This is a genomic window from Enterobacter cloacae complex sp. 370H10 (genome assembly GCF_050031535.1).
Lineage (GTDB): Bacteria > Pseudomonadota > Gammaproteobacteria > Enterobacterales > Enterobacteriaceae > Enterobacter > Enterobacter intestinihominis.
Window position 1 is genome coordinate 4,340,807 of record NZ_JBLGWG010000001.1, and the last position, 22,471, is coordinate 4,363,277.

Consider the following 22,471-nt stretch of genomic DNA (forward strand, 5'->3'; position numbering starts at 1 on the left):
CATGAGTCAGGACTATCTCGCCCGTATCGCTGCGCTGGAAGACGCGCTTCGCCAGAAAGACAGCCAGCTCAGTCTCGTTGCTGAGACTGAGTCGTTCCTGCGTTCAGCGCTGGCCCGCGCAGAAGAGAAAATAGAGAACGAAGAGCGTGAAATAGAACATCTGCGGGCTCAGATAGAAAAACTGCGCCGAATGCTGTTCGGTACCCGTTCAGAAAAGCTACGCCGGCAGGTCGAAGAAGCCGAAGCCCTGCTGAAACAGCAGGAGCAGCAAAGCGATCGTTACAACGGCCGGGACAATGATCAGCAGGTTCCGCGTCAGTTGCGCCAGTCCCGTCATCGTCGCCCGTTACCGGAACATCTTCCCCGCGAAATAAACAGACTGGAGCCAGCTGAAACCAGCTGTCCTGGTTGCGGTAGTGATATGGCCTATCTCAGCGAAGTCAGCGCGGAGCAACTGGAGCTGGTCTCCAGCGCCCTGAAAGTGATCCGCACGGTCAGGGTGAAAAAGGCCTGTACCCGATGCGACTGCGTCGTTGAAGCGCCAGCGCCCTCACGTCCTATCGACCGGGGCATCGCCGGGCCGGGTCTGCTGGCCCGCGTGTTAACGGCCAAATACTGTGAACACCTGCCGCTGTATCGCCAGTGCGAAATCTTTGCCCGTCAGGGTGTGGATCTGAGTCGTGCGCTGCTCTCCAACTGGGTGGATGCGTGCTGCCGGTTAATGGCCCCGCTGGATGAAGCCCTCTACCACTACGTGATGGACTGCCGCAAACTGCATACGGATGACACTCCGGTGCCCGTGCTGGCGCCGGGCAGAAAGAAGACGAAAACCGGGCGTATCTGGACATATGTCCGTGATAACAGAAGCGCGGGTTCATCAGATCCGCCAGCGGCATGGTTCGCCTTCTCACCGGACCGACAGGGGAAACACCCTCAGCAACATCTTCGGCACTATCATGGCGTGCTGCAGGCAGATGCCTTCGCAGGGTACGACAGGTTGTTCAGCGCAGAGCGTGAAGGTGGCCCGTTGACAGAAGCGGCATGCTGGGCTCATGCGCGGCGCAAAATCCATGACGTCTATATCAGCACCCGGACGGCCACAGCAGAGGAGGCTCTGAAGCGCATCAGTGAGTTATACGCGATAGAAGAGGAAATACGCGGCCTTCCGGCATCTCAGCGGCTGGCCGCCAGACGGTCCCGAAGTTAACCGTTGCTGATATCCCTGCATGACTGGTTGGTGGAGAAAAGTGCCACTCTGTCGAAAAAATCCCGGTTAGGCGAGGCGTTCGCTTATGCACTGAACCAGTGGGATGCCCTGTGTTACTACTGCGATGATGGTCTGGCAGAGCCGGATAATAACGCTGCTGAGCGCGCGCTACGAGCGGTCTGTCTGGGCAAGAAAAACTACATCTTCTTCGGCAGTGATCATGGTGGTGAACGTGGTGCCCTGCTGTATGGTCTGATCGGAACGTGCAGGCTGAACGGTATCGATCCAGAGGGTTACCTTCGCCATATCCTGAGCGTATTGCCGGAGTGGCCCATCAACAAAGTGGTCGAACTGCTGCCATGGAACGTAGATCTCACCAATAAATAGCCGTCAATACGGCGCTCACTTAACGCTTACGTTCACCTGAGGTGTTTTTGTAGTTATCTGGCGTTACGTGACAGTGTTGGTCAGATACTTCCACCTCTTCAGAGTTAAAGTTTGATATATGGGAAAAAAACGCTCCCGGACGGGAGCGTAAGCCAGTGACTTCGGCGTCAAATGAGGGTCTGACAAGTGGAGCTGCGGGTTAATTCTGGGTGATCTGGCTGCGATGCTTTTCAGCCTGCTGCTGATGAATAACGGAAGATAGACCATTATTCGCCTTCTCATGCACAACAGCGGCTTTCTCATGCTCGTTCATTTCGGAAAATGGCTTAGCAGTTTCTTGGGTGTTCTCAGGTTTGGATTTCATCATTTTTTTATGCATTTCAGCCATGTCCTGATGGGCAGCAGAATTGCCGTTTTGCATCATTTCATGGGACATTGCGGCCTGATCGTGACCGCTCATATCCATCATTTTCATGCTCTCCCCCTGAACTGCACTTTTTTCAGCGGATGATTGCATCTGATGGGCAGGCGCCTGGGCATTATTTACCTGGTCATGCATGTTCATTGTCTCTGCAGCCCAGGCAGATGAAGCGACAGCCATCATGGCAATAAAGGATACAAGGATCTTTTTCATGGTTGGGTCTCCGGTGTTTTCATACCCGAACAATCAATGCTTATAACAGAGAAAGCATTTGATCTCAGGGCTGGTTGATCATCACGCCAGGAACCGGGCGATTGAATTATCACGCTGCCCTGATTTATGGCTGATTATAAAAAACCGCCTCTGTTTATCGCGTGACTGAACGATGACATTTTTGTCACCTTCCGGGTTTCTCCTGAATAACGGTATTAATCCATTAACAGACGCACACTGAACACAATTTCCCGCCCCTGCTGTTCTGCTGACAGCTCGCCGCCGTGAGCATGAATGATCGACCTTGTAATTGATAATCCCAGCCCCGCGCCTTCCGTGTTGTAGAACCTTGATGAGTCTGCGCGATAGAACCGGTCAAACAAACGTTCCAGATTAGCGGGAACCTGGCCGGACATCGTATTCGTAATCATCACGTTCACACAGTCACTGTCACGCTCAAGGTGTATCGCTGTACAGGTGTTATCGGGAGAATACTTGATTGCATTGGAAAGCAGGTTACTGAAAGCACGTCGGAGCATATCGCTGTCTCCGGCAACAACGCCCTCTCCTTCAACCGTGATTGTCTTTCCTGTTTCGTCTGCCAGGGGCTCGAACAACTCACGTAATTCATTCAGTTCGGCTGCCAGATCCACATCATGTTTATCCAGCCGCAGCAGACCATGCTCTGAACGTGCCAGAAAAAGCATGTCACTGGTCATTCGTGACAACCTTTTCAGTTCTTCCAGGTTAGCGTATAAAATTTCGCGGTAATGCGAAACATCCCTTTCCTTAGCCAGTGCAAACTGCGTCTGCATCATCAGATTACTGACTGGTGTGCGCAGCTCATGCGCGATGTCAGACGAGAAATCTGACAGTTTCCGGAATGCCCCCTCCAGGCGATCAAACATATTATTGAACTCCTGCATGGTCTCAGAGATTTCCGGCGGAGCCAGATCGGGATTTAGACGCTGATCCAGGCTGTGTACGGTCATGGAGGAAGCCAGACTGGTCATTTCCCGTAGCGGTTTCAGACCAATACGTGTGGTCAGCCAGCCCAGAAAAACAGAAATAAAGACCAGACCGATATTGAACCAGAACAGCCAGGTACTGAGTTTGTCCATAAACAGGGTGTGATACCCAGTATCCGTGGCAACCGTAATGATGACATGTTTGCTTTTACCCTGTTCCGGCGTCACGGCAACCCGCCGCGAGATACTGCGGTACACGGTGTTATTTTCTTCCGTCTGGATCATATAGTCGAGAATATCACCCGACTTATTAAGCAGGACCGCTGGAACAACAGAATTTTTGGCATAGAGTTCAACAATTTTTTCATTTTCCATGTTTTTTATAGAAATGAATAAGCCATTGTGCCCCACCATCGCATCGTTTATTTTTTCTGATAATGACTTAATATCCGTTTTGTTCCTGAACGTCTCTGTTTTAAGAAACTCTTCGGTGAGCTGAAGTTTACCTGTCAGAAAATCGCGGTCCTGATTATCGAAATAGCCATTCAGGGTGCTAATCAGGATAAAACTTGATAACCACCATACCGTAAGCATCACCGCAGAAAAAATCAGGCTCAGGCGTGTGGTCAGGGAAATTTTGAACCTCACTCTTCTCTGATCTCCAGGACATATCCGGCACCGCGAACGGTATGGATCAGTTTTGGCTCAAAGTCATCATCAATTTTACTTCTCAGACGTCTCACGGCGACATCAATCACATTCGTATCACTGTCAAAATTCATGTTCCAGACCAGGGACGAGATAAGACTCCTGGGTAACACTTCTCCGGTGCGTTGCAGCAGCAACTCAAGCAGAACGTATTCTTTACCGGTGAGATGGATCTTCTTCCCCGAACGGATCACGGTCCGGCGCACCATATCAACGGTCATATCGGCGATGGTGCAGACTGTTGCGGCCTGCGAGCGTGCCCGGCGCAGTAGGGTTCTTACACGTGCAACCAGCTCCGTAAAATCAAAGGGCTTAATCAGGTAGTCATCTGCGCCAAGCTCCAGTCCTTTCACTTTGTCCCGCACGTTGTCCTTTGCGGTTAAAAACAGGACCGGTTCTTCGTGCCCGGACTCCCTCAGTGCGCTGATGATTTGCCACCCGTCGAGGAAAGGCAGCATCACGTCCAGTATTATCAAATCATACTGTCCCTTCGACGCGGCCCCGAGACCATCGCGGCCATTATTAAAGAGATCGGCCTGATAGCCTTCCTCAACCAGTCCCTGCTGCAGGTAACGACCTGTTTTTTGTTCGTCTTCAACGATTAAAATACGCTGCATGGTCAACTCGCTGATATGAAAGTAAAAATCTCACGCATAAGCTTTGGCTGTCCCCTAGCTGATCTGAGACGGAGCAAGCATTCCAAGCCACGCTACGGCGCCCAGAATGATAATCGCAACAACGAATTCTGTCAGGATGCTGTTTCGCATCAGGGCAACGCTGCGATCATAATTCCCTTCCCTGACCATAACTTCAAGCCGGGGACCCAGGTGAAACCGGTTTGCTGCAGCCAGAAGAAGCATCAGAACAAACAGAGCCGTCTTGGCAAGCAATATCCTCCCCCAGGAACTGTTGAATAAGGGAGTTAAGTTACCCTCAGCAATATACAGATAGTTGACCAGCGCACTCAGGATCAGGGCTACAACAATCACCGTTCCTGCCGTGGCAAATTTTGCCAGGGAGTCAGATATCACAATGACGCTCTGTGCATTATGCTCGTTTCTGCGCATCAGCAGGATAGCAAATGCAACCAGAGCACCTGTCCAGGCACCTGCAGCGCCGAGATGGGTCAGATCGCTCAGTAAATGGAGATAGTAATGCAGACCGTCATGCATAACGGCGTGTCCTCCCCAGGCAAGTGTAGCCAGCGCCACGCCCCCACTCATCGTCATCAGCAGGCAGGACAATACTCTCTTATTAGTGTAAAGGAACAAAGCACCGAGTGTGGTAAACAGGGCACAGAGCCTGACAATCCAGCTAATACCCACATCAGTTTCTTCTATCACCATCTCGATAACATGGATGGATAATTCTCTGAGGTCAGTTACTCCACTCATGGCATTAGATACCAGGAGCATATTAATGCCAGTAAGAATGATGCCTGTAACAACAGCAAAGGTTATAAACGACCTGAAATTAGTCAGGTTATAGGTTTCATGTCTGACACCGCTTATTCCATATATCTGAAAAAATGGCAATCCAAATATTACCATCAAATCCAGATAAAGAAGAAAACGAATAACAATCATAATCAGGTCGTTCATAATATTACTTCACTGTAAAGGTGTAATTACCGGTAATAGGGTGCGTATCTGAAGAAACCGCGCGCCAGTCAACACGATAAGTGCCAGCGGGTAAAGGCTCTCGCGGAATAATGACCATCGATTTAGGGTCAGCGCCTGGCGCCACTTTTGCCGCGACCGGCATCGGAGAATGTGATGACATGCCTTTCATACCCGTCATCGTTAATTTTGCACCTGAGAATTTCACGGTCAGATTTTCCGAGAAATTAAGCTGAATCTTTTCCGGGGCCGCTACGGCTGAATCAGCCTGTGGCACAGAGCTTTTTAATTCCGGATGGGCCATAGCAGAGAAAGCAACGCCCATAACGAGGCCACCTGTAAGAATGGCTTTATTTAAAATCGACATTTTATTTACCTGTTTAGTTGAGTGTTTTATATCAGTGCGTTAAAACCAGATTCTGGCTCCCGCCAGGAATACTACCTGATGGTCTTTCTCACCTTCTCTTTTCGCCATATCGGATGTTTTCCCGTAAAGTTGATTCCAGGAAACGCCTATATAGGGTGCAAACTCACGGCGTATTTCATAGCGCAGCCGGAGCCCCAGCTCTGTGTCAGTCAGTCCCCTGCCGCGACCCCGCGATTCATCATCCTGACTGTAGAAATTCACCTCATAGGATGGCTGGAGTATGAGCCGGTTAGTCAGTAAAACGTCGTATTCTCCTCCCAGACGAAGGGCTGCTTTTCCGCCATTACTGACAAAACCCGTAATTTCAGACTCAAAATTATAGAGTGCCAGCCCCTGAAAACCGACAGCAGCCCAGGTCCGGGCAGAAGCAGGTCTGAAATCCTGCCTGACACCCGCAACCAAATCCCACCATGGGCCAACCGCATGTCCCCAGAGTAACTGCGCTTCAGCCGCCTCCGTTTCCCCATTGCTTCGTTCACCTTCACTCTTTAGCCAAATCCGATCTGTGTCGCCTCCAATCCAGCTGTTAACACTCCAGCTGAAATTGTTGGTGTTATCCGACCGTTGCCATTCCAGTTGATCCAGCAGAACCAGATAATTAATCGCACTGTCGTGAATCGCATGCCCCTGTAAATTGCCGAATGCAGCCTTCCGGTCGGCATCGGTAACAGGCGGAATTGGCGTTCTGCTCTCAGTTACAATGGGCTCCATTGACGTCATCTCAGTGAAATTCTCATCTGCTGGCATCTGCATGGCAGACATGTCGTGCCCGGCGTGGGGATCTGCAGAGACGGAGCCCGCCGCAATAGAAAGCTGTGAGGTAAACAAACCGGCGACCAGAACAGGTATGGCCTTCAAATTTCTCTTCATTCGCATCATTCCTCCACCCGGACTTCACGAAACATTCCCATTTCCATGTGATAGAGCAAATGGCAGTGATACGCCCAGCGGCCAAGCGCATCTGCTGTCACTCTGTAACTGCGTTTTGTACCAGGGGGAACATCTATTGTGTGTTTACGAACCATGAAATTACCGTTTTCATCTTCCAGATCGCTCCACATACCATGCAGGTGAATGGGGTGAGTCATCATGGTATCGTTGATCAGCGTGATCCTGAGCCGCTCACCGTATTTCAGCAGCACCGGTGCGGCATCTGAAAACTTGATTCCGTTAAATGACCAGGCAAACTTTTCCATGTGGCCGGTTAAATGCAGTTCTATGGTACGGCCAGGTTCACGTCCGTCAGGATCCTCAAAGCGGCTTTTCAAATCCGCGTACGTGAGAACCTTTCTTCCGTTATTTCGAAGACCAATACCCGGATCATTTAATTTCGGAGAGACGCTCATCGCCTGCATATCAACCAGTGGGTTATCCGTTTCTGACGCAGGATGACTTTGCATACCCGGCATTCCGGCCATCCGGGAATGATCCATACCGGCCATGCTGCTGTGATCCATGGGCGCGGAGGATGTCCCGCTATCCGGAAGGTCAGCACCGTCCATAGACATCATCTCTCCGCTGTTATCCATGCCTCCCATCTGGCTGTGGTCCATTCCTGCCATATCATGTCCCATTCCCCCCATACCCATATCTTCCATGGTCAACAGAGGACGGGGATCGAGGGGGGGAACGGCAGCACTTAACCCCTCTCTCGTGGCCAGTGTCCCTCGAGCGTAACCGGTCCTGTCCATGGATTGTGCGAAGATGGTATAGGCCTCACCCTGAGGCTCCACAATGACATCATAGGTTTCGGCAACGGCAATCCTGAATTCGTCAACGGTAACCGGGTTTACATACTGGCCATCTGCAGCCACGACCGTCATTTTCAGCCCGGGGATACGGATATCGAAATAGGTCATTGCCGAGCCGTTGATAAACCGTAAGCGTATCTTTTCACCGGGACGGAACAGTCCGGTCCAGTTTTTCAGCGGGGCCTGCCCGTTCATGAGATAGGTGTAGGTGTAGCCACTGACATCCGCGAGGTCAGTCGGATTCATTTTCATTTCAGCCCACATTTTCCGATCGGCAATGGTGGCTGACAGCCCCCTGGTATTCACGTCGCGGAAAAAAGAGCCAACGGTTGGTTTATTGAAATTGTAGTAATCCGACTGTTTTTTTAATTTTTTCAGCAGGCTGTGAGGATTTTCATCGGTCCAGTCAGACAACATGACCACATGCTCACGATCGTAAGCAAACGGTTCTGGCTCCCTGGCATCGATGATAATGGCACCGTATACCCCCTCCTGTTCCTGCAGACCGGAATGGCTGTGGTACCAGTAAGTCCCGTTCTGCTTAACCTTAAAGGTGTAAACGTAGGTATCATCAGGCTCTATGCCCATAAAACTCAGCCCCGGAACACCATCCATATTGGCCGGAAGAATAATGCCGTGCCAGTGAATGGACGTCTGTTCATTAAGACGGTTTTTGACCTTCAGGGTAATGGTGTCACCTTCTTTCCAGCGAAGAACGGGCCCCGGCAGGCCTCCATTGATTGTTTTGGCCTGACGCTCACTGCCCGTGATATTGACGGCCGTTTCACCAATGGTCAGGTCAAACTGAGTACCCTGCAGGGATGCGGCAACTGGCAGGCTCAGACTGGAACGCGCATTGAAACTCCATACGCCAAGACTTCCGGCTACGCCAGAGAGGGTTAACCCCTTCAGGAAAGTTCGTCGAGACGTTTTCAACAGCATGCGCATTCCCTTATTTAAAGTATGGTTACTGACAGAATTCGAGAACCGATTTAAATTAAATTACTGGTTCATCCACTTACAATGAAATGAATCTAGCACACCTTAAGAAACAAATTCATTACAATCGTGTAATGTACGTGGCTGTATTACATTTACGTCATCTTCCCCACAGGTTGATTTTTTTATATATGATCATAAGGACATCTTTTATGTACCTCAGAAGGTAATTACACATGAATATATTAATCACGACCACTGCGTTTACAGCTTTATTTTGTGGGGCAGCTTTTGCTCAGTCCAGTGATATTGCCCATGAAGCACATCGATTTGTTAATAATGCCTCAGCCGTCAGTCATGTGAACTCCTCGACGCATGAAAACTTACCGGACAGGGTTAATAAAAACAACACGCCCTCATTCTCTGAAATGAATGAACATGAAAGGGCCATTGTTGCTCATTCATTTATGAACAACAGCGCGTCCTATGTGCATCAGAAAATGATTGAGGAACATAAAAAAATGCTGTCCGGCAGTGATGCAAATTCAAAGACCTCGTCTTCTTCTTTTAACGAACTGAATGCCGGAGAAAAAGCCGCTCTCGTGCATGAGCAGGTCAATAATGCCGGTGCGGAAGCACATCAGACGCAGGCAAGAAAGCTTCGCGGGCTGTATTCGACCAGGTAACTGCAGGCGGGTTAGTGCTTAGCGTCAGGTGCGCAGCAGGGCTTTACTGACGGGTTACGTAGCAGGACATGAGCCCCATATTGCTCTGCCGTAACCTGTTTCAGTCCCGTTAATCATCACCGTCGGGCTGGTCATACAGTTCCCAGAGCTTCAGGAGCAAACGGGAAACAAGATATGTTACAAAAATGACGACCATCAACGGTGCTCCCGATTAACTGACAGATGACACGCCTCCTGAAAACCCCTAGCATACGCCGCAGTGTTCATGCTAACGGCGAATTCCAGTAAATGTATTCTACCGATGTCGTAAAAGAAAATGCCTACCTTTCAGCCACCCGCTCGGGGCTGGAATCGAACGAGATCGCTACTCTTCAGCGCTCCTTGCCTTCCCGGTTTAATCTGCGGCATTTGAAAAAAAATGAATCATTAAAACTCGTACTGCAAAAGAAAGCGGGAAAATCACGTGTCGTGGCCTATAAATTTACGTCCGGTTCATTTAATTACACGGCGTATCGTATATCAGATAAAAAGTTCTATAACCTTTCCGATACTTCCGGGAAAGGCAGTCTCGATTATCCGTTACCGGCCACAGCAAGACTCAGTTCGCCTTTCAATCCTGCAAGACTTAACCCGGTATCGGGAAAAGTGAGTCCCCATAATGGCATTGATTATTCCATGCCCATGAACACGAAAATAGTCAGCGTCATCGACGGAAAAATCACCCGGGCCGAATACAACAGCACCATGGGATATTTTGTTGAAGTAACAGGAAAAGCCGGTGTTAAAACTCGCTATCTCCACCTCAATAAAATACTCGTTACTAAAGGGGCCAGGGTTACCCGGGGAGGCGCTATTGCGTTATCCGGTAACAGCGGACGTTCATCCGGTCCTCATCTGCATTACGAGCTGGTCATCAATAACAATCCTGTTAACTCACTGGCGTTCCGGGCAGCGGCACCCGCTGATAACAAACTTGAACAGCATGCCTTTGCGCATGCCAGAGACTACGAACGATACCTGGACTGATAACGGGGCCGCGACGCGGCCCCGTCTGCCGGATTAATTTTTTTTATCGTTTTCACTTCCTTGATGTTGATGATCTCCATGCCCTCCGTGGCCGTGGAAAAGATGCATTAGCGGGCAGACCAGCAATAACAGATATGGCCAGTAACCTGCCACATGTGACCAGTGTTCGCGCAGGAGGGCAAATGCCGCGATCGCGGCGACAGCAATAAGCGCATAGGTGGTACTTTTCATACTGGACTCCTTCTGTTCGTAACAGCCCCTTCACTCAGTGTTATTTCCCGAGCCTGACACTTTTCAGACGCAACGCATTCACAATGACGCTGACGGAGGAAAGAGCCATGGCCGCCGCCGCAATAACTGGCGACAGCAGTATTCCATACACAGGATAAAGCAGGCCTGCAGCCACAGGCACGCCAAGTGCGTTGTAGATAAATGCAAAAAACAGATTCTGTCGGATATTTTTCATGGTGATTTCTGACAGATGACGGGCCCTGTTCAGTATCATCAAGTCGCCTTTGAGAAGGGTGACTCCGGCACTTTCAATTGCCACATCTGTACCCGTTCCCATGGCTATTCCCACGTCAGCCGCTGCCAGCGCCGGGGCATCATTCACACCGTCTCCGGCCATCGCAACCACATGGCCAGACGCTTTCAGTCGGGTTATCGCTGCTTTTTTGCCATCCGGCAGAATCCCGGCTTCAACCTCATCTATTCCCAGTTTCCGTGCGACTGCTTCAGCGGTAAGCTGGTTATCCCCGGTGAGCATAACGATGCGGATCCCCGCCTGACGCAAAGCTTTAAGCGCATCCGGCGTGGTTGCTTTCACGGGATCCGAGATAGCTATCAGGCCTGCAAGGTGCCCGTCTGTGGCCACATAGATAACGGTAGCACCTTCCATCCGCAACGTATCCGCAACGGCCTTTTGATTATCAATAACGATACTGTTTTCCTGCATAGCCAGTTCATTACCAATAACAACCCGTTGACCTTCGACATCGCCTGAGACACCTTTACCCGACGGCGCATTGAAATGAGTGACTGCGGGTATTGCGATCCCCTTTTCCTGTGCTGCTTTAACTACTGCCATACCCAGCGGATGCTGCGAGCCTTTTTCCACTGCGGCCGTTACACGCAAAAGAGATGTTTCCCCACCCGGATTGAGACTGATAATCCCTGTCACCGTCGGCGAACCTTCCGTGAGCGTGCCTGTTTTGTCGACAACCAGCGTGTCCACTTTTTCAAGACGCTCAAGGGCTTCGGCATTCTTGATTAACACCCCGGCCTGGGCTCCTTTGCCCACCCCCACCATTATCGACATCGGCGTGGCCAGCCCCAGCGCGCAGGGACAGGCAATAATCAGGACCGACACAGCCGCAATGAGACCGTGCGCCATCCTGGGCTCGGGCCCCCAGACAGACCAGATCATGAAAGCAACAACCGCGATAAGTATCACCAGAGGAACAAACCAGCCTGAAACGCTGTCAGCCATTCTCTGGATGGGGGCCCGCGAACGCTGTGCATCAGCGACCATCTGAACAATTCGTGAGAGCATCGTTTCATCACCGACTTTCTCTGCACGGATGATAAGACTACCTGTCTGATTAATGGTCCCCCCGATGACAGGGTCACCCTCCGTTTTGGTAACAGGCATAGATTCCCCGGTCACCATCGATTCATCAACGGTTGTTTTGCCTTCGACCACGATACCGTCGACCGGAATACTCTCTCCAGGTCTGATGCGGAGCTTATCGCCAGGCAGGACATCTTCCGCATTAATATCCGTTTCATGACCGTCATGATCCAGCCGTCTGGCGGTTTTGGGGGCAAGGTTCAGAAGCGCAGTAATGGCGCCTGAGGTTTGTTCCCGTGCCCGCAGCTCAAGAACCTGTCCCAGCAGAACAAGCACCGTAATAACTGCTGCGGCTTCAAAATAAACGGCCACCAGGCCATCCATGTTTCTGAACGATGCAGGAAACCAGGAGGGGAAGACGGTTGCAATGACGCTGTAAACCCAGGCTACGCCGGTCCCCATTGCAACAAGGGTAAACATATTCAGGGAGCGGTTACGTAACGACATTCCGGCCCGGGCGAAGAATGGCCAGCCACACCACAACACGACAGGGGAGGCCAGAAGCAACTGCAGCCATGTGTTGTACTGTGGCGGTACTGTATTCCTCAAGTCGGGAAACAGATGAGATCCCATTTCGAGTACCAGAACCGGAAACGCCAGCAACAACCCCAGCCAGAAGCGTCTTGTCATGTCGTGAAGTTCATCACTCGGCCCCGTGGATGCCGTAGCTACGAGCGGCTCCAGTGCCATTCCACAGACAGGACAGCTTCCGGGACCACTGCGGCGTATCTCCGGGTGCATCGGACATGTCCACACACCTTCAGAATTCTCTTTTTCCGCCTGGTTGTGAGGCTGTTTTATCTGATCAGGGCTGACTTCGTGATGATCGTGGTGATGGTGATGGGAATGTTCACTGGCATCTTCGGTAAGATAACGATCGGGATGGGCTTTAAATTTACTCTCACAGCTGGCGGAGCAGAAATAAAGTTGGTGGTCCTGGTATCGAATGCTGCTGTGCGCCCTGTCGGGCAGGATGGCCATCCCGCACACGGGATCTCTCACCTTATGCAATACGTGGCCCTCGTCCGGGGATAATGTCTGCTCAGAAGCAGTCTGGTTGTTGTGTTGCACTGCATTGTCATTTTTCACAGTAACTCTCCTTATGCATACCGAAGCATCTTCTGTCTTCAGGGTATGTCATGGATGCGATTACCACGAATATCGCCGGCACAGGAGTGCCTGCTACCGGCGTCCCGTTATCAGCCGTTCCGCTGACTATTCGATTCGCTGGAAGACTTTTTTACTTCCATCCGGTGAGAATGCGATAACATCGTAAGCCTCTTTTCGGGCTCCCATCTCCATTCCAGGACTTCCTGCTGGCATACCGGGGGTGGCGAGACCGTATATACCCGAACCAGACTGCATTGCCTTATGTATCGTTGTCGCAGGCACATGGCCTTCAATGATCAAATTACCGGCAACCGCGGTATGACAACTTCGTAGTCCTGCAGGAATAGCATGCTTTTCTTTCAGGGCTGACAGCGCCTGATCATTCATGACGTGAGTTCGTACTTCAAACCCGTCTTTTTCCATCGCTTTGCCCCACAGGGAACAACAGCCACAGTTTTCAGATTTGTACATATCAATCACTTTTTCACTCGCCATCGCGGGTAGTGAAAGGCCGAGAGCCAGCGCCATTAGAACCACTTTTTTCATACTCACCTCTGTATATTATCGATATAAACCCTGACGTCAGGGTGAATCAGTAAAGAAGGACACCCACAGGGGGTGCCCTTTCAGGTTCAGGACACGCTTTTTTTATGTCTGCGCAGCCAGATTAATTTGTAGGCGGCAGGAATAATGAACAGGGACAGCAGCGGAGCCGTGATCATCCCACCAATCATGGGTGCCGCAATACGGCTCATGACTTCTGAACCTGCGCCGGTTCCCCAGAGTATTGGCAGCAGACCCGCAATGATCACCGCCACGGTCATGGCTTTCGGCCGGACACGCAGTACGGCACCATGATAGAGGGCTTCATCAAGACCTTCCGGTGTGAACGTCTCTTTACGGGACAATTCCGGGTGCGCTTCAATGGCATGACGCAGATACATCAGCATGACCACGCCAAACTCTGCTGCCACCCCGGCCAGGGCGATAAACCCGGTTCCGGTCGCCACTGACATATGGAAGCCCTGCCAGTACAGGAACCATATTCCGCCAACCAGGGCGAACGGCAGGCTCATCAGGATCAGCAGGGCTTCGTCAACCCGGCGGAATGCCAGATACAACAGGATGAAAATGATCATCACCGTCATCGGCACCATCAGCTTCAGTTTCTTGTTGGCATGCTCAAGCAGTTCAAACTGTCCGGAGAATGCCACACTGGTTCCCGGTCTCAGTTTCACTTTCTCGCTGATGGCCGTCTTAATGTCGTTAACCACCGACACCATGTCCCTGCCGCGGGCATCAACATAAATCCAGCTGGCTGGCCGGGCATTTTCGGTTTTCAGCATGGTTGGTCCAGAAACGACGTTAATATCCGCGACATCGCCCAGCGTGATCTGCTGCTTCATCGGGGTCAGGATCGGCATCTGTTTCAGCGCCTGCGGACTGTTCCGGTAATCCTGCGGGTAGCGAATGTTAATAGGGTACCGGGCCACCCCTTCAACCGTCTCACCCACCATAGCACCTCCGATTGCTGAAGAGACGAACAGCTGGACATCACCTACCGTCATCCCGTAGCGGGAGGCTTTCTCCCGGTTGATATCGATATCGATGTAGCGCCCGCCCTCAAGTCGCTCAGCCAGGACAGACACCACGCCAGGCACGGTTTTGGCTACCGCCTCGATACTCTGCGCCGTCGCGTCGATATCGGACAGAACAGTCCCGGACACTTTGATACCTATCGGGCTTTTGATCCCGGTTGAGAGCATATCAATACGGTTACGGATAGGCGGCACCCAGAGGTTTGCCAGACCCGGTAAACGGACTGTCCTGTCGAGTTCATCAATAATCTTGTCAATTGTCATGCCGGGACGCCACTGATCCTCAGGTTTGAGCTGGATCGTGGTTTCCACCATTTCGAGCGGCGCGGAATCCGTTGCGGTCTCTGCTTTACCGGTCTTGCCAAATACAGAAGCCACTTCAGGAACGCTTTTGATTAACTTGTCTGTTGTCTGCAGGAGCGCTGCAGCTTCTGCCGGAGAGACGCCAGGCAAGGTCGACGGCATATACAGCAGATCGCCCTCGTTAATCTTCGGCAGAAATTCACCGCCCACCTGACTCAGTGGCCAGATAACCGTGAAAATGGACAAGGCCGCAACCAGCAGGGTTGTTTTTGGCCAGTGGAGGACCCGCAGCAGCAAAGGATGATACGCTTTGATCAGCACCCGGTTCAGGGGGTTACTGGTCTCGGCAGGAATTTTCCCCCGGATCCAGAATCCCATCAGAATAGGAATGACGATGATGGCCAGTGCGGCCGCTCCCGCCATGGAGTACGTTTTCGTGAATGCCAGCGGGCCAAACAGACGACCTTCCTGCCCTTCCAGGGTAAAGATAGGAATAAAGGACAGGGTGATGATCAGCAGGCTAATGAACAACGCGGGTCCCACTTCCACGGAGGCGTCGGTAATCACCTTCCAGCGGGTGGCGTTGTCAATCTGCTCACCCGGATGCTGATGATCCCACTCCTCAAGCCGTTTGTGCGCATTTTCAATCATCACAATGGCGGCATCCACCATCGCACCGACGGCAATCGCTATCCCTCCCAGCGACATGATATTGGCGTTCAGTCCCTGGAAGTGCATGACGATAAAGGCGATACACAGGCCAAGCGGCAGAGAGATAATCGCCACCAGGGCAGAACGTACGTGCCACAGGAACAGAGCACAGACGATGGCCACCACGATAAACTCTTCCAGAAGTTTGGAACTGAGGTTATCAATCGCCCGGTCGATTAACTGGCTGCGATCGTAGGTGGTCACGATTTCAACGCCTTCCGGCAGGCTGGCCTTCAGCGTCTCCAGTTTATCCCTCACTGCCGTGATAACGTCGCGCGCATTTTTACCCGACCGCAGGATCACCACGCCGCCAGCGACTTCTCCCTGGCCGTTCAGCTCGGCAATACCACGCCTCATTTCGGGCCCGGTCTGCACGCGGGCAACATCCCGCAGATAAACCGGCACGCCGTTCTCACCTGTTTTCAGGACGATGTTATTAAAATCATCAATGCTCTGAAGATAACCGCTGGCACGGACCATATACTCCGCTTCGGCCATTTCAACGGATGAGCCACCGGCCTCCTGGTTAGACGATTCAAGTGCCTGTTTCACTTCGGGCAGGCTGATACCGTACTGGGACAGTTTTACCGGATTGACCTGAATCTGGTACTGTTTCACCACGCCGCCAACCGAAGCGACCTCAGCCACGTTCGGGATGGTTTTCAGCTCAAATTTCAGGAACCAGTCCTGCAGAGAGCGCAGTTCTGAAAGGTCGTGTTTTCCGTTGCGATCGACAAGGGCATATTCAAAAATCCAGCCCACACCCGTGGCATCAGGACCGATTTCAGAACTCACACCGGCAGGCAGTTTTCCCTGAACCTGATTCAGATATTCCAGCACGCGGGAACGGGCCCAGTACAGATCGGTGCCGTCTTCAAAAATGACATACACATACGAATCCCCGAACTGTGAAAAACCACGCACGGTTTTTGCGCCAGGTACGGACAGCATGGTGGTGGTAAGTGGATAGGTGACCTGGTTTTCTACAATCTGCGGGGCCTGGCCGGGATAGCTGGTTTTGATAATGACCTGCACATCTGACAGGTCAGGCAAGGCATCGACCGGCGTGTTAATAATCGTCCATGTACCCCAGATGCTGAGAAACAGGGCCCCCATCATGACCAGGAAACGGTTGGCGACAGAGCGCCGGATAATCCATTCAATCATCGTCGTCTCCTCAGTGCCCTGAATGCATATTTACAGGCTGGTCAGACATTGCTGGCATACTGCTTTCTGTTTTTTCAGGGTGGCGCATACGTTCCAGCGCGCCCGTAATATTGGCTTCGGAGTCAATGAGGAACAGGCCACTGACCACCACGGTATCGCCTTCATTCAGGCCGGAACCGATGCCGGACTGTTGCTGTGATTCATGCAGAACGTGGATCTGTTTCGGCACAAACTTGCCTTCATCATCAACAGTAATCACGCGCTGTTCTTTGCCGGTATCGATAACGGCCTGGCTTGGTATCAGCAGCATCTCCTGGCTCTTGGTATTCAGTTTCAGATAGGCATTCATGCCCGGCTTGAGAAACTCATCCTTATTAGAAACCTGGAGACGGACCTGAAGCGTACGGGTTGTCTGATCCACGCTGGGAAGAATGTTCCATTTTTCGACATGGAATGTTTTATCCGGATAAGCCGGTACCGAAATTTCAAACTGCGACGTATCTTTCAGCAGATATGCGATAGATTCTGGCACTGCAGCGCTGATCCAGACCGGGTCCATCCCCTGAATCTGAGCCACTACTTTATCTTTCGAAATATTCATGCCGGTGCGCAGGTCAAACGCAGTAATGACACCATCAATAGGTGCTTTAATGGTAAAACGGGTCTGGATTGTGCGGGTTGAACGCAGCCTTTGAATATCCTCTTCCGGCATACCAGCCAGACGAAGTCGCTCCAGAACCCCTTTTATCTGGGTTGACGTACCGCCTGTACCGGATAACAGCAGGAACTCACTTTGTGCCTCAACCCATTCAGGAATGGTGATATCGATAAGCGGAGTGCCTTTCTTCACATGATCGCCAATCGTCAGGGGATACACTTTTTCGACGAAACCGTCAGAGCGCGCCTGCACAATGACAAACTGATACTCGTTGTAACTGACATTAGCCGGGATTGTCTGAGAATAATTCAGCATTCCTCGCGTGACTTTTTGCGTTTTTAATCCCAGATTCTGAACCTGCGTTGGATCGATACGGATCCCGCCACTGCTTTTATCGCCGCTTTCATCAGCATATTTTGGCACCAGGTCCATATCCATAAAGGGAGATTTTCCGGGTTTATCAAATTTGGTATCCGGTTTCATCGGGTCATACCAGAAAAGTACCTTTCGCTCGGGTGCCTTTTGTTCGGTTTGTACTGTTTTTTGTGATGAGTTTACATACTGCCAGGCAGTAACCGATATCAGCCCTCCTGCTATGAGGCTGCTGATAATTATTGCAGCATATTTTATCTTTAAAGAAGCCATACAATTTCTCGCTGAAAAATCAAAACACCTGGCATATGCGGCCGATCATTCATTCACAGTAATCCCTTAATGAATGTTCAGACGCACTGGATGTATTCGCTCCGGACAGTCAATCAGGATTGCGTAACGTTAATGCTTTTGAGTAAGGATATATTGCCCTGCTGAATAAACGAGAAATCGACATGGTTGCCGGTTTTCAGGGCATTGATAGCGTCGTCTGCATTAACAAAAGTGAAGCGCATGGTCATTGCAGGCCAGCCCACCGCAGGGATTGCTTCGTGCGAAATGGTGATCTTTTTACTATTCATATCAATTTCTTTAACGATACCGGTGCCCTTGATAACCTGCTGTACCGAAGCATCACTGGCAGCATTCATATCGCCATGCTGATGTGTTTCAGCATGAAGACCGGCAGAAAACATGACAGAGAAGGCACCAAATAAAACGGCTTTAAGTGAATTACGCATTTTTAATTTCCTGATTAATTGAATAAATTTACTCTACCCAACCGCCACCCAGCGCGGTAAACAGATTAATTTCGTTAACCTGTCGGGAATAGGTAAGATCGAGAATGGTTTGCTGCGTCGCGAAGAGGGAACGTTCTGCATCCAGCACTTCGATGTAACTGACAGCACCACTTGCATACAATCCTCTGGCACGCTGTAGAGTTATCTGTAGTGAATCAAGATAACGCTGCTGTGACTCAAGTTGCTGGCTAAGGCTGTCGCGCAGCGCAAGCGTGTCGGAAACATCCTTAAAGGCTGACTGAATTTTTTGTTCGTAATTAACCACCGACTGTTGCTGGCGAATTTCAGCCAGCTTCAGATTGGCTTTGTTCCTGCCAGCATTAAATATAGGAATTTCAATTTTAGGAATAAAATTCCACATTCCACTTCCTGACGTAAAGAGGCTGGACAGCTCCGTACTGCTTGAGGAGAGACCACTGGTCAGGGTAATGGACGGGAAAAAAGCCGCTCGCGCTGCGCCAATATTGGCATCAGCCGCTTTCAACTGGTATTCCGCTTCCATAATATCCGGACGCTGCAGCAATATTTGTGACGACAGATTTGGTGGCAATTTTACTGGTGCGATCTCCCCACCTTTCATCCCTTTTTCTGACGGAACTGCGCGGTACGTTCCAAGCACCAGTTGCAGGGCATTGTTTGCCTGAGCCAGATCGCCTTCTCGTTTGGCTATTTCGGCGCGGGTACTTTCGATTTGTCCTCTCGCCTGTTCAAGTGCCAGAACGTTCGTACTCCCGGTCACGAGCTGTTGCTCAACGAAAGCATAGGACTGTTCATAATTTTTCAGCGTTTCCCGCGCAATACGGAGTTGTTCGTACGCCAGTTGCTGGCTGAAATAGCTCTGTGAAACGTTGGAGACCAGCAGGATGTGTACGGCCCGACGGGCTTCTTCGCTGGCAAAGTAGTTCTGGCGGTCAGCATCACTCATGTTCTTAAGTTTGCCGAAAAAATCGAGCTCATAGCTGAGCTCCAGTCTCGCGTCGTACTCCTGTGTGGTCGGCTTGTCACCTTTCAGACCACCGCTGTATGTTATCCCGGATGAGGCATTCAGCTGGGGATAACGATCTGCATCCGTGACGTTGAACTGGGCTCGGGCCTCTTCAACCTTCAGGGCAGCCATTCTCAAATCACGGTTATTAGTCAGAGCTTCACCGATCAACCGGGTAACCTGGGGATCGACAAAAAAGTTACGCCAGCCCGTATCCTGATAGCCATTTACCGCTGGCGTCAGGCTGTTATGGGACAGTGAAAACTGCTGGGGTACCGGTGCTGCGGGCCGCTGATATTCAGGCGCAAGCGACACGCAGCCTGCCAGGATGAATATCGTGCTAATGCTGAGTAATTTTAATTTGAACATAACGCTTCTCGTCCAGGCAGACCTGGTAAATGGTTCAAATGAAGTCCAGAGTATTGATAGGGGTACTTTACCTAACGCTCTCTGTTTGCCGGGTGACAGGATAATGACAATGTTGTCATTTTTGCTGTAATCCGTTGATAACGATCGTGGGCGCAATAGAATGACATTAGCAGCCAGCCGGGGAGCAAGATGAAAATATTGATCGTCGAAGACGAAATTAAAACAGGTGAATATCTCAGCAAAGGGCTTACAGAGGCAGGGTTCGTAGTGGATCACGCTGATAATGGTCTTACCGGATATCATCTCGCCATGACAGCCGAGTATGATTTAGTCATTCTGGATATCATGCTACCTGATGTGAACGGCTGGGATATCATCCGCATGCTGCGCACTGCCGGAAAGGGTATGCCGGTCTTACTGCTGACAGCCCTCGGCACGATCGAACATAGGGTCAAAGGACTGGAACTGGGTGCGGACGATTATCTGGTTAAACCCTTTGCGTTTGCTGAACTGCTCGCCCGGGTGAGAACCCTTCTGAGGCGGGGAAACACGATGATCACGGAAAGCCAGTTTAAGGTGGCTGACCTCTCGATTGATCTCGTATCCAGAAAAGTCAGTCGCGCCGGAAACCGCATTGTGCTCACCAGTAAAGAGTTCAGCCTGCTGGAATTCTTCATTCGCCATCAGGGAGAGGTTCTTCCCCGCTCCCTGATTGCCTCTCAGGTCTGGGACATGAATTTTGACAGCGACACTAATGCGATCGATGTCGCAGTAAAGCGACTCCGCGCTAAAATAGACAACGATTACGGGACAAAGCTGATCCAGACAGTCCGGGGCGTGGGCTACATGCTGGAGGTCCCGGATGCATAGCAAACCTTCCAGACGCCCTTTCTCACTCGCTCTGCGGCTGACCTTTTTTATCAGCCTGTCCACGATACTGGCTTTTATCGCCTTCACCTGGTTTATGCTGCATTCTGTTGAAAATCATTTTGCCGAGCAGGATGTCAGCGATCTTCAACAAATCAGCACCACACTGAACCGTATACTGCAGTCCCCGGTGGATCCGGATGATAAAAAAATAAGCAAAATAAAGGAATCAATTGCCAGCTACCGCAACGTTGCCCTTTTGCTCCTCAATCCCAGGGGGGAAGTGCTCTTTAGCTCAGCTCAGGGGGCGGCACTACGCCCGGCAGTGAATTCAGCAGATTTTAGCGAGCACAGCCGCGCACGGGATGTCTTTCTCTGGACGGTGGAGGATCCTGCGGGACCGATGGATACCGGGTCCGAAATGAAGATGGAAACATACAGGATTATCGCCTCCTCTGGTCAGGCGATATTTCAGGGCAAACAGCAGAACTATGTCATGCTGACTGGCCTATCCATTAATTTCCATCTCCATTACCTCGATGCGCTGAAAAAGAACCTGATTGCGATTGCCGTCGTGATAAGCCTGTTGATTGTTCTGATCATTCGAATCGCTGTCCGTCAGGGGCACCTGCCCCTTCGTAATGTCAGCAATGCCATTAAAAACATCACCTCCGAGAATCTTGATGCGCGACTGGAACCGACACGCGTTCCCATTGAGCTGGAGCAACTGGTTATCTCGTTCAATCATATGATTGGAAAGATTGAGGATGTCTTTACCCGCCAGGCCAATTTCTCTGCCGATATCGCGCATGAGATCAGAACGCCCATCACCAATCTGGTGACGCAGACTGAAATCGCACTGAGTCAGGATCGAACACAGAGGGAACTTGAGGATGTCCTCTATTCCAGTCTTGAAGAGTATAACCGGATGACCAAAATGGTCAGCGATATGCTGTTCCTGGCACAGGCAGATAATAATCAGCTGATACCTGACAGGGTCATGTTTGACCTCAGAGCGGAAGTCATGAAAGTCTTCGAGTTTTTCGAAGCCTGGGCCGAAGAACGCAATATCACGCTCAAATTTAACGGGATGCCCTGCCTGGTTGAGGGAGATCCACAAATGTTCAGAAGGGCGATCAATAATCTGTTATCCAATGCCCTGCGTTATACCCCGGAGGGACAGGCAATCACCGTCTCAATAAGAGAGCAGGAGAGCTTTTTTGACCTTGTGATTGAAAATCCGGGGAAACCGATCCCTGAAGAACATTTATCAAGGCTGTTTGACCGTTTTTATCGGGTGGATCCATCCAGACAACGAAAAGGAGAAGGCAGCGGCATCGGCCTTGCGATTGTGAAGTCAATCGTGGAAGCACATCACGGAAGAGTGCAGGTGGAATCAGACGTACGCTCCACGCGTTTTATCTTATCCGTGCCCAGACTGGAGAAAATGATCCCGGAAACCCAATGCTGAAAATAAAGATGTAAATGACAAAGATGTCATTAGCCTGTCATGCAGCAAACAGAAGCCATTCGATATAATTAGTGCAAC

At 50.9% G+C, this 22,471-nt stretch carries 18 protein-coding genes and 1 pseudogene; 5 read left to right on the forward strand and 14 right to left on the reverse strand.

Annotation, left to right across the window (positions count from 1 at the left end; all coding sequences use genetic code 11):
- Position 1: 1 nt before the first annotated feature.
- Positions 2-1,594: pseudogene (gene tnpC / locus ACQG2Q_RS21460) on the forward strand (IS66 family transposase).
- Between the two features lie 199 nt (positions 1,595-1,793).
- On the opposite strand, the gene ACQG2Q_RS21465 reads toward tnpC, so the two are convergent.
- The 7 genes from ACQG2Q_RS21465 to pcoA all read right to left on the reverse strand — a co-directional run bounded on the left by ACQG2Q_RS21465 (position 1,794) and on the right by pcoA (position 8,643).
- Complete coding sequence (locus ACQG2Q_RS21465; RefSeq protein WP_016151366.1) at positions 1,794-2,228, reverse strand: hypothetical protein; 435 nt, start codon at positions 2,226-2,228, stop codon at positions 1,794-1,796.
- Between the two features lie 215 nt (positions 2,229-2,443).
- The gene (gene pcoS / locus ACQG2Q_RS21470) at positions 2,444-3,844 is read right to left on the reverse strand and encodes a copper resistance membrane spanning protein PcoS (protein WP_021242123.1); all 1,401 of its coding nucleotides are present in this window, start codon (positions 3,842-3,844) and stop codon (positions 2,444-2,446) included.
- Positions 3,841-4,521: a copper response regulator transcription factor PcoR gene (pcoR, locus tag ACQG2Q_RS21475; protein ID WP_001188930.1), complete on the reverse strand. Its 681-nt coding sequence runs from the start codon at positions 4,519-4,521 to the stop codon at positions 3,841-3,843. Before pcoR ends, pcoS begins: the two co-directional genes overlap by 4 nt.
- A gap of 54 nt (positions 4,522-4,575) precedes the next feature.
- The gene (gene pcoD, locus ACQG2Q_RS21480; protein ID WP_080821469.1) at positions 4,576-5,454 is read right to left on the reverse strand and encodes a copper resistance inner membrane protein PcoD; all 879 of its coding nucleotides are present in this window, start codon (positions 5,452-5,454) and stop codon (positions 4,576-4,578) included.
- 55 nt (positions 5,455-5,509) lie between these two features.
- On the reverse strand, positions 5,510-5,890 hold the full coding sequence (pcoC, locus tag ACQG2Q_RS21485; protein WP_000025662.1) for a copper resistance system metallochaperone PcoC: 381 nt from the start codon (positions 5,888-5,890) through the stop codon (positions 5,510-5,512).
- Between the two features lie 39 nt (positions 5,891-5,929).
- The gene (pcoB, locus tag ACQG2Q_RS21490; protein ID WP_001378118.1) at positions 5,930-6,820 is read right to left on the reverse strand and encodes a copper resistance outer membrane transporter PcoB; all 891 of its coding nucleotides are present in this window, start codon (positions 6,818-6,820) and stop codon (positions 5,930-5,932) included.
- A gap of 5 nt (positions 6,821-6,825) precedes the next feature.
- Positions 6,826-8,643, reverse strand: a complete 1,818-nt coding sequence (gene pcoA, locus ACQG2Q_RS21495; protein WP_000925242.1) for a multicopper oxidase PcoA — start codon at positions 8,641-8,643, stop codon at positions 6,826-6,828.
- A 233-nt stretch (positions 8,644-8,876) separates the two neighbouring features.
- Between pcoA and ACQG2Q_RS21500 the strand changes: the two genes are divergently transcribed.
- Both ACQG2Q_RS21500 and ACQG2Q_RS21505 read left to right on the forward strand, forming a co-directional pair.
- On the forward strand, positions 8,877-9,326 hold the full coding sequence (locus tag ACQG2Q_RS21500; protein ID WP_016151365.1) for a hypothetical protein: 450 nt from the start codon (positions 8,877-8,879) through the stop codon (positions 9,324-9,326).
- Positions 9,327-9,614: 288 nt separating this feature from the next.
- Positions 9,615-10,352 (forward strand): peptidoglycan DD-metalloendopeptidase family protein, encoded by a 738-nt coding sequence (locus ACQG2Q_RS21505; RefSeq protein WP_000287501.1) that lies wholly within the window; start codon positions 9,615-9,617, stop codon positions 10,350-10,352.
- Between the two features lie 33 nt (positions 10,353-10,385).
- Here ACQG2Q_RS21505 and ACQG2Q_RS21510 read toward each other — a convergent pair whose 3' ends face one another.
- The 7 genes from ACQG2Q_RS21510 to silC all read right to left on the reverse strand — a co-directional run bounded on the left by ACQG2Q_RS21510 (position 10,386) and on the right by silC (position 20,055).
- Complete coding sequence (locus ACQG2Q_RS21510; protein WP_000843497.1) at positions 10,386-10,583, reverse strand: DUF2933 domain-containing protein; 198 nt, start codon at positions 10,581-10,583, stop codon at positions 10,386-10,388.
- Positions 10,584-10,623: 40 nt separating this feature from the next.
- A complete protein-coding gene (gene silP, locus ACQG2Q_RS21515) occupies positions 10,624-13,071 on the reverse strand; it encodes an Ag(+)-translocating P-type ATPase SilP (RefSeq protein ID WP_023295437.1) in 2,448 nt (815 codons plus the stop codon).
- 126 nt (positions 13,072-13,197) lie between these two features.
- On the reverse strand, positions 13,198-13,638 hold the full coding sequence (locus ACQG2Q_RS21520; protein WP_000758228.1) for a DUF411 domain-containing protein: 441 nt from the start codon (positions 13,636-13,638) through the stop codon (positions 13,198-13,200).
- An 86-nt stretch (positions 13,639-13,724) separates the two neighbouring features.
- A complete protein-coding gene (gene silA, locus ACQG2Q_RS21525) occupies positions 13,725-16,871 on the reverse strand; it encodes a Cu(+)/Ag(+) efflux RND transporter permease subunit SilA (RefSeq protein ID WP_000574021.1) in 3,147 nt (1,048 codons plus the stop codon).
- Between the two features lie 10 nt (positions 16,872-16,881).
- Positions 16,882-18,174 carry a Cu(+)/Ag(+) efflux RND transporter periplasmic adaptor subunit SilB gene (gene silB, locus ACQG2Q_RS21530; RefSeq protein ID WP_004098959.1) on the reverse strand — a complete coding sequence of 431 codons (1,293 nt, stop codon included), beginning with the start codon at positions 18,172-18,174 and terminating at the stop codon, positions 16,882-16,884.
- A gap of 113 nt (positions 18,175-18,287) precedes the next feature.
- Positions 18,288-18,641 carry a cation efflux system protein CusF gene (cusF, locus tag ACQG2Q_RS21535; RefSeq protein ID WP_004098961.1) on the reverse strand — a complete coding sequence of 118 codons (354 nt, stop codon included), beginning with the start codon at positions 18,639-18,641 and terminating at the stop codon, positions 18,288-18,290.
- Positions 18,642-18,669: 28 nt separating this feature from the next.
- Entirely contained in the window at positions 18,670-20,055 is a 1,386-nt protein-coding gene (gene silC / locus ACQG2Q_RS21540; protein ID WP_004098962.1) for a Cu(+)/Ag(+) efflux RND transporter outer membrane channel SilC, read from the reverse strand.
- A 189-nt stretch (positions 20,056-20,244) separates the two neighbouring features.
- On the opposite strand from silC, the gene silR reads away from it, so the two are divergent.
- Both silR and silS read left to right on the forward strand, forming a co-directional pair.
- The gene (gene silR / locus ACQG2Q_RS21545) at positions 20,245-20,925 is read left to right on the forward strand and encodes a copper/silver response regulator transcription factor SilR (protein ID WP_000697969.1); all 681 of its coding nucleotides are present in this window, start codon (positions 20,245-20,247) and stop codon (positions 20,923-20,925) included.
- Positions 20,918-22,393, forward strand: a complete 1,476-nt coding sequence (gene silS, locus ACQG2Q_RS21550; RefSeq protein ID WP_000555737.1) for a copper/silver sensor histidine kinase SilS — start codon at positions 20,918-20,920, stop codon at positions 22,391-22,393. The genes silR and silS overlap by 8 nt, the downstream gene beginning before the upstream one ends.
- The last annotated feature ends 78 nt before the right edge of the window (positions 22,394-22,471 follow it).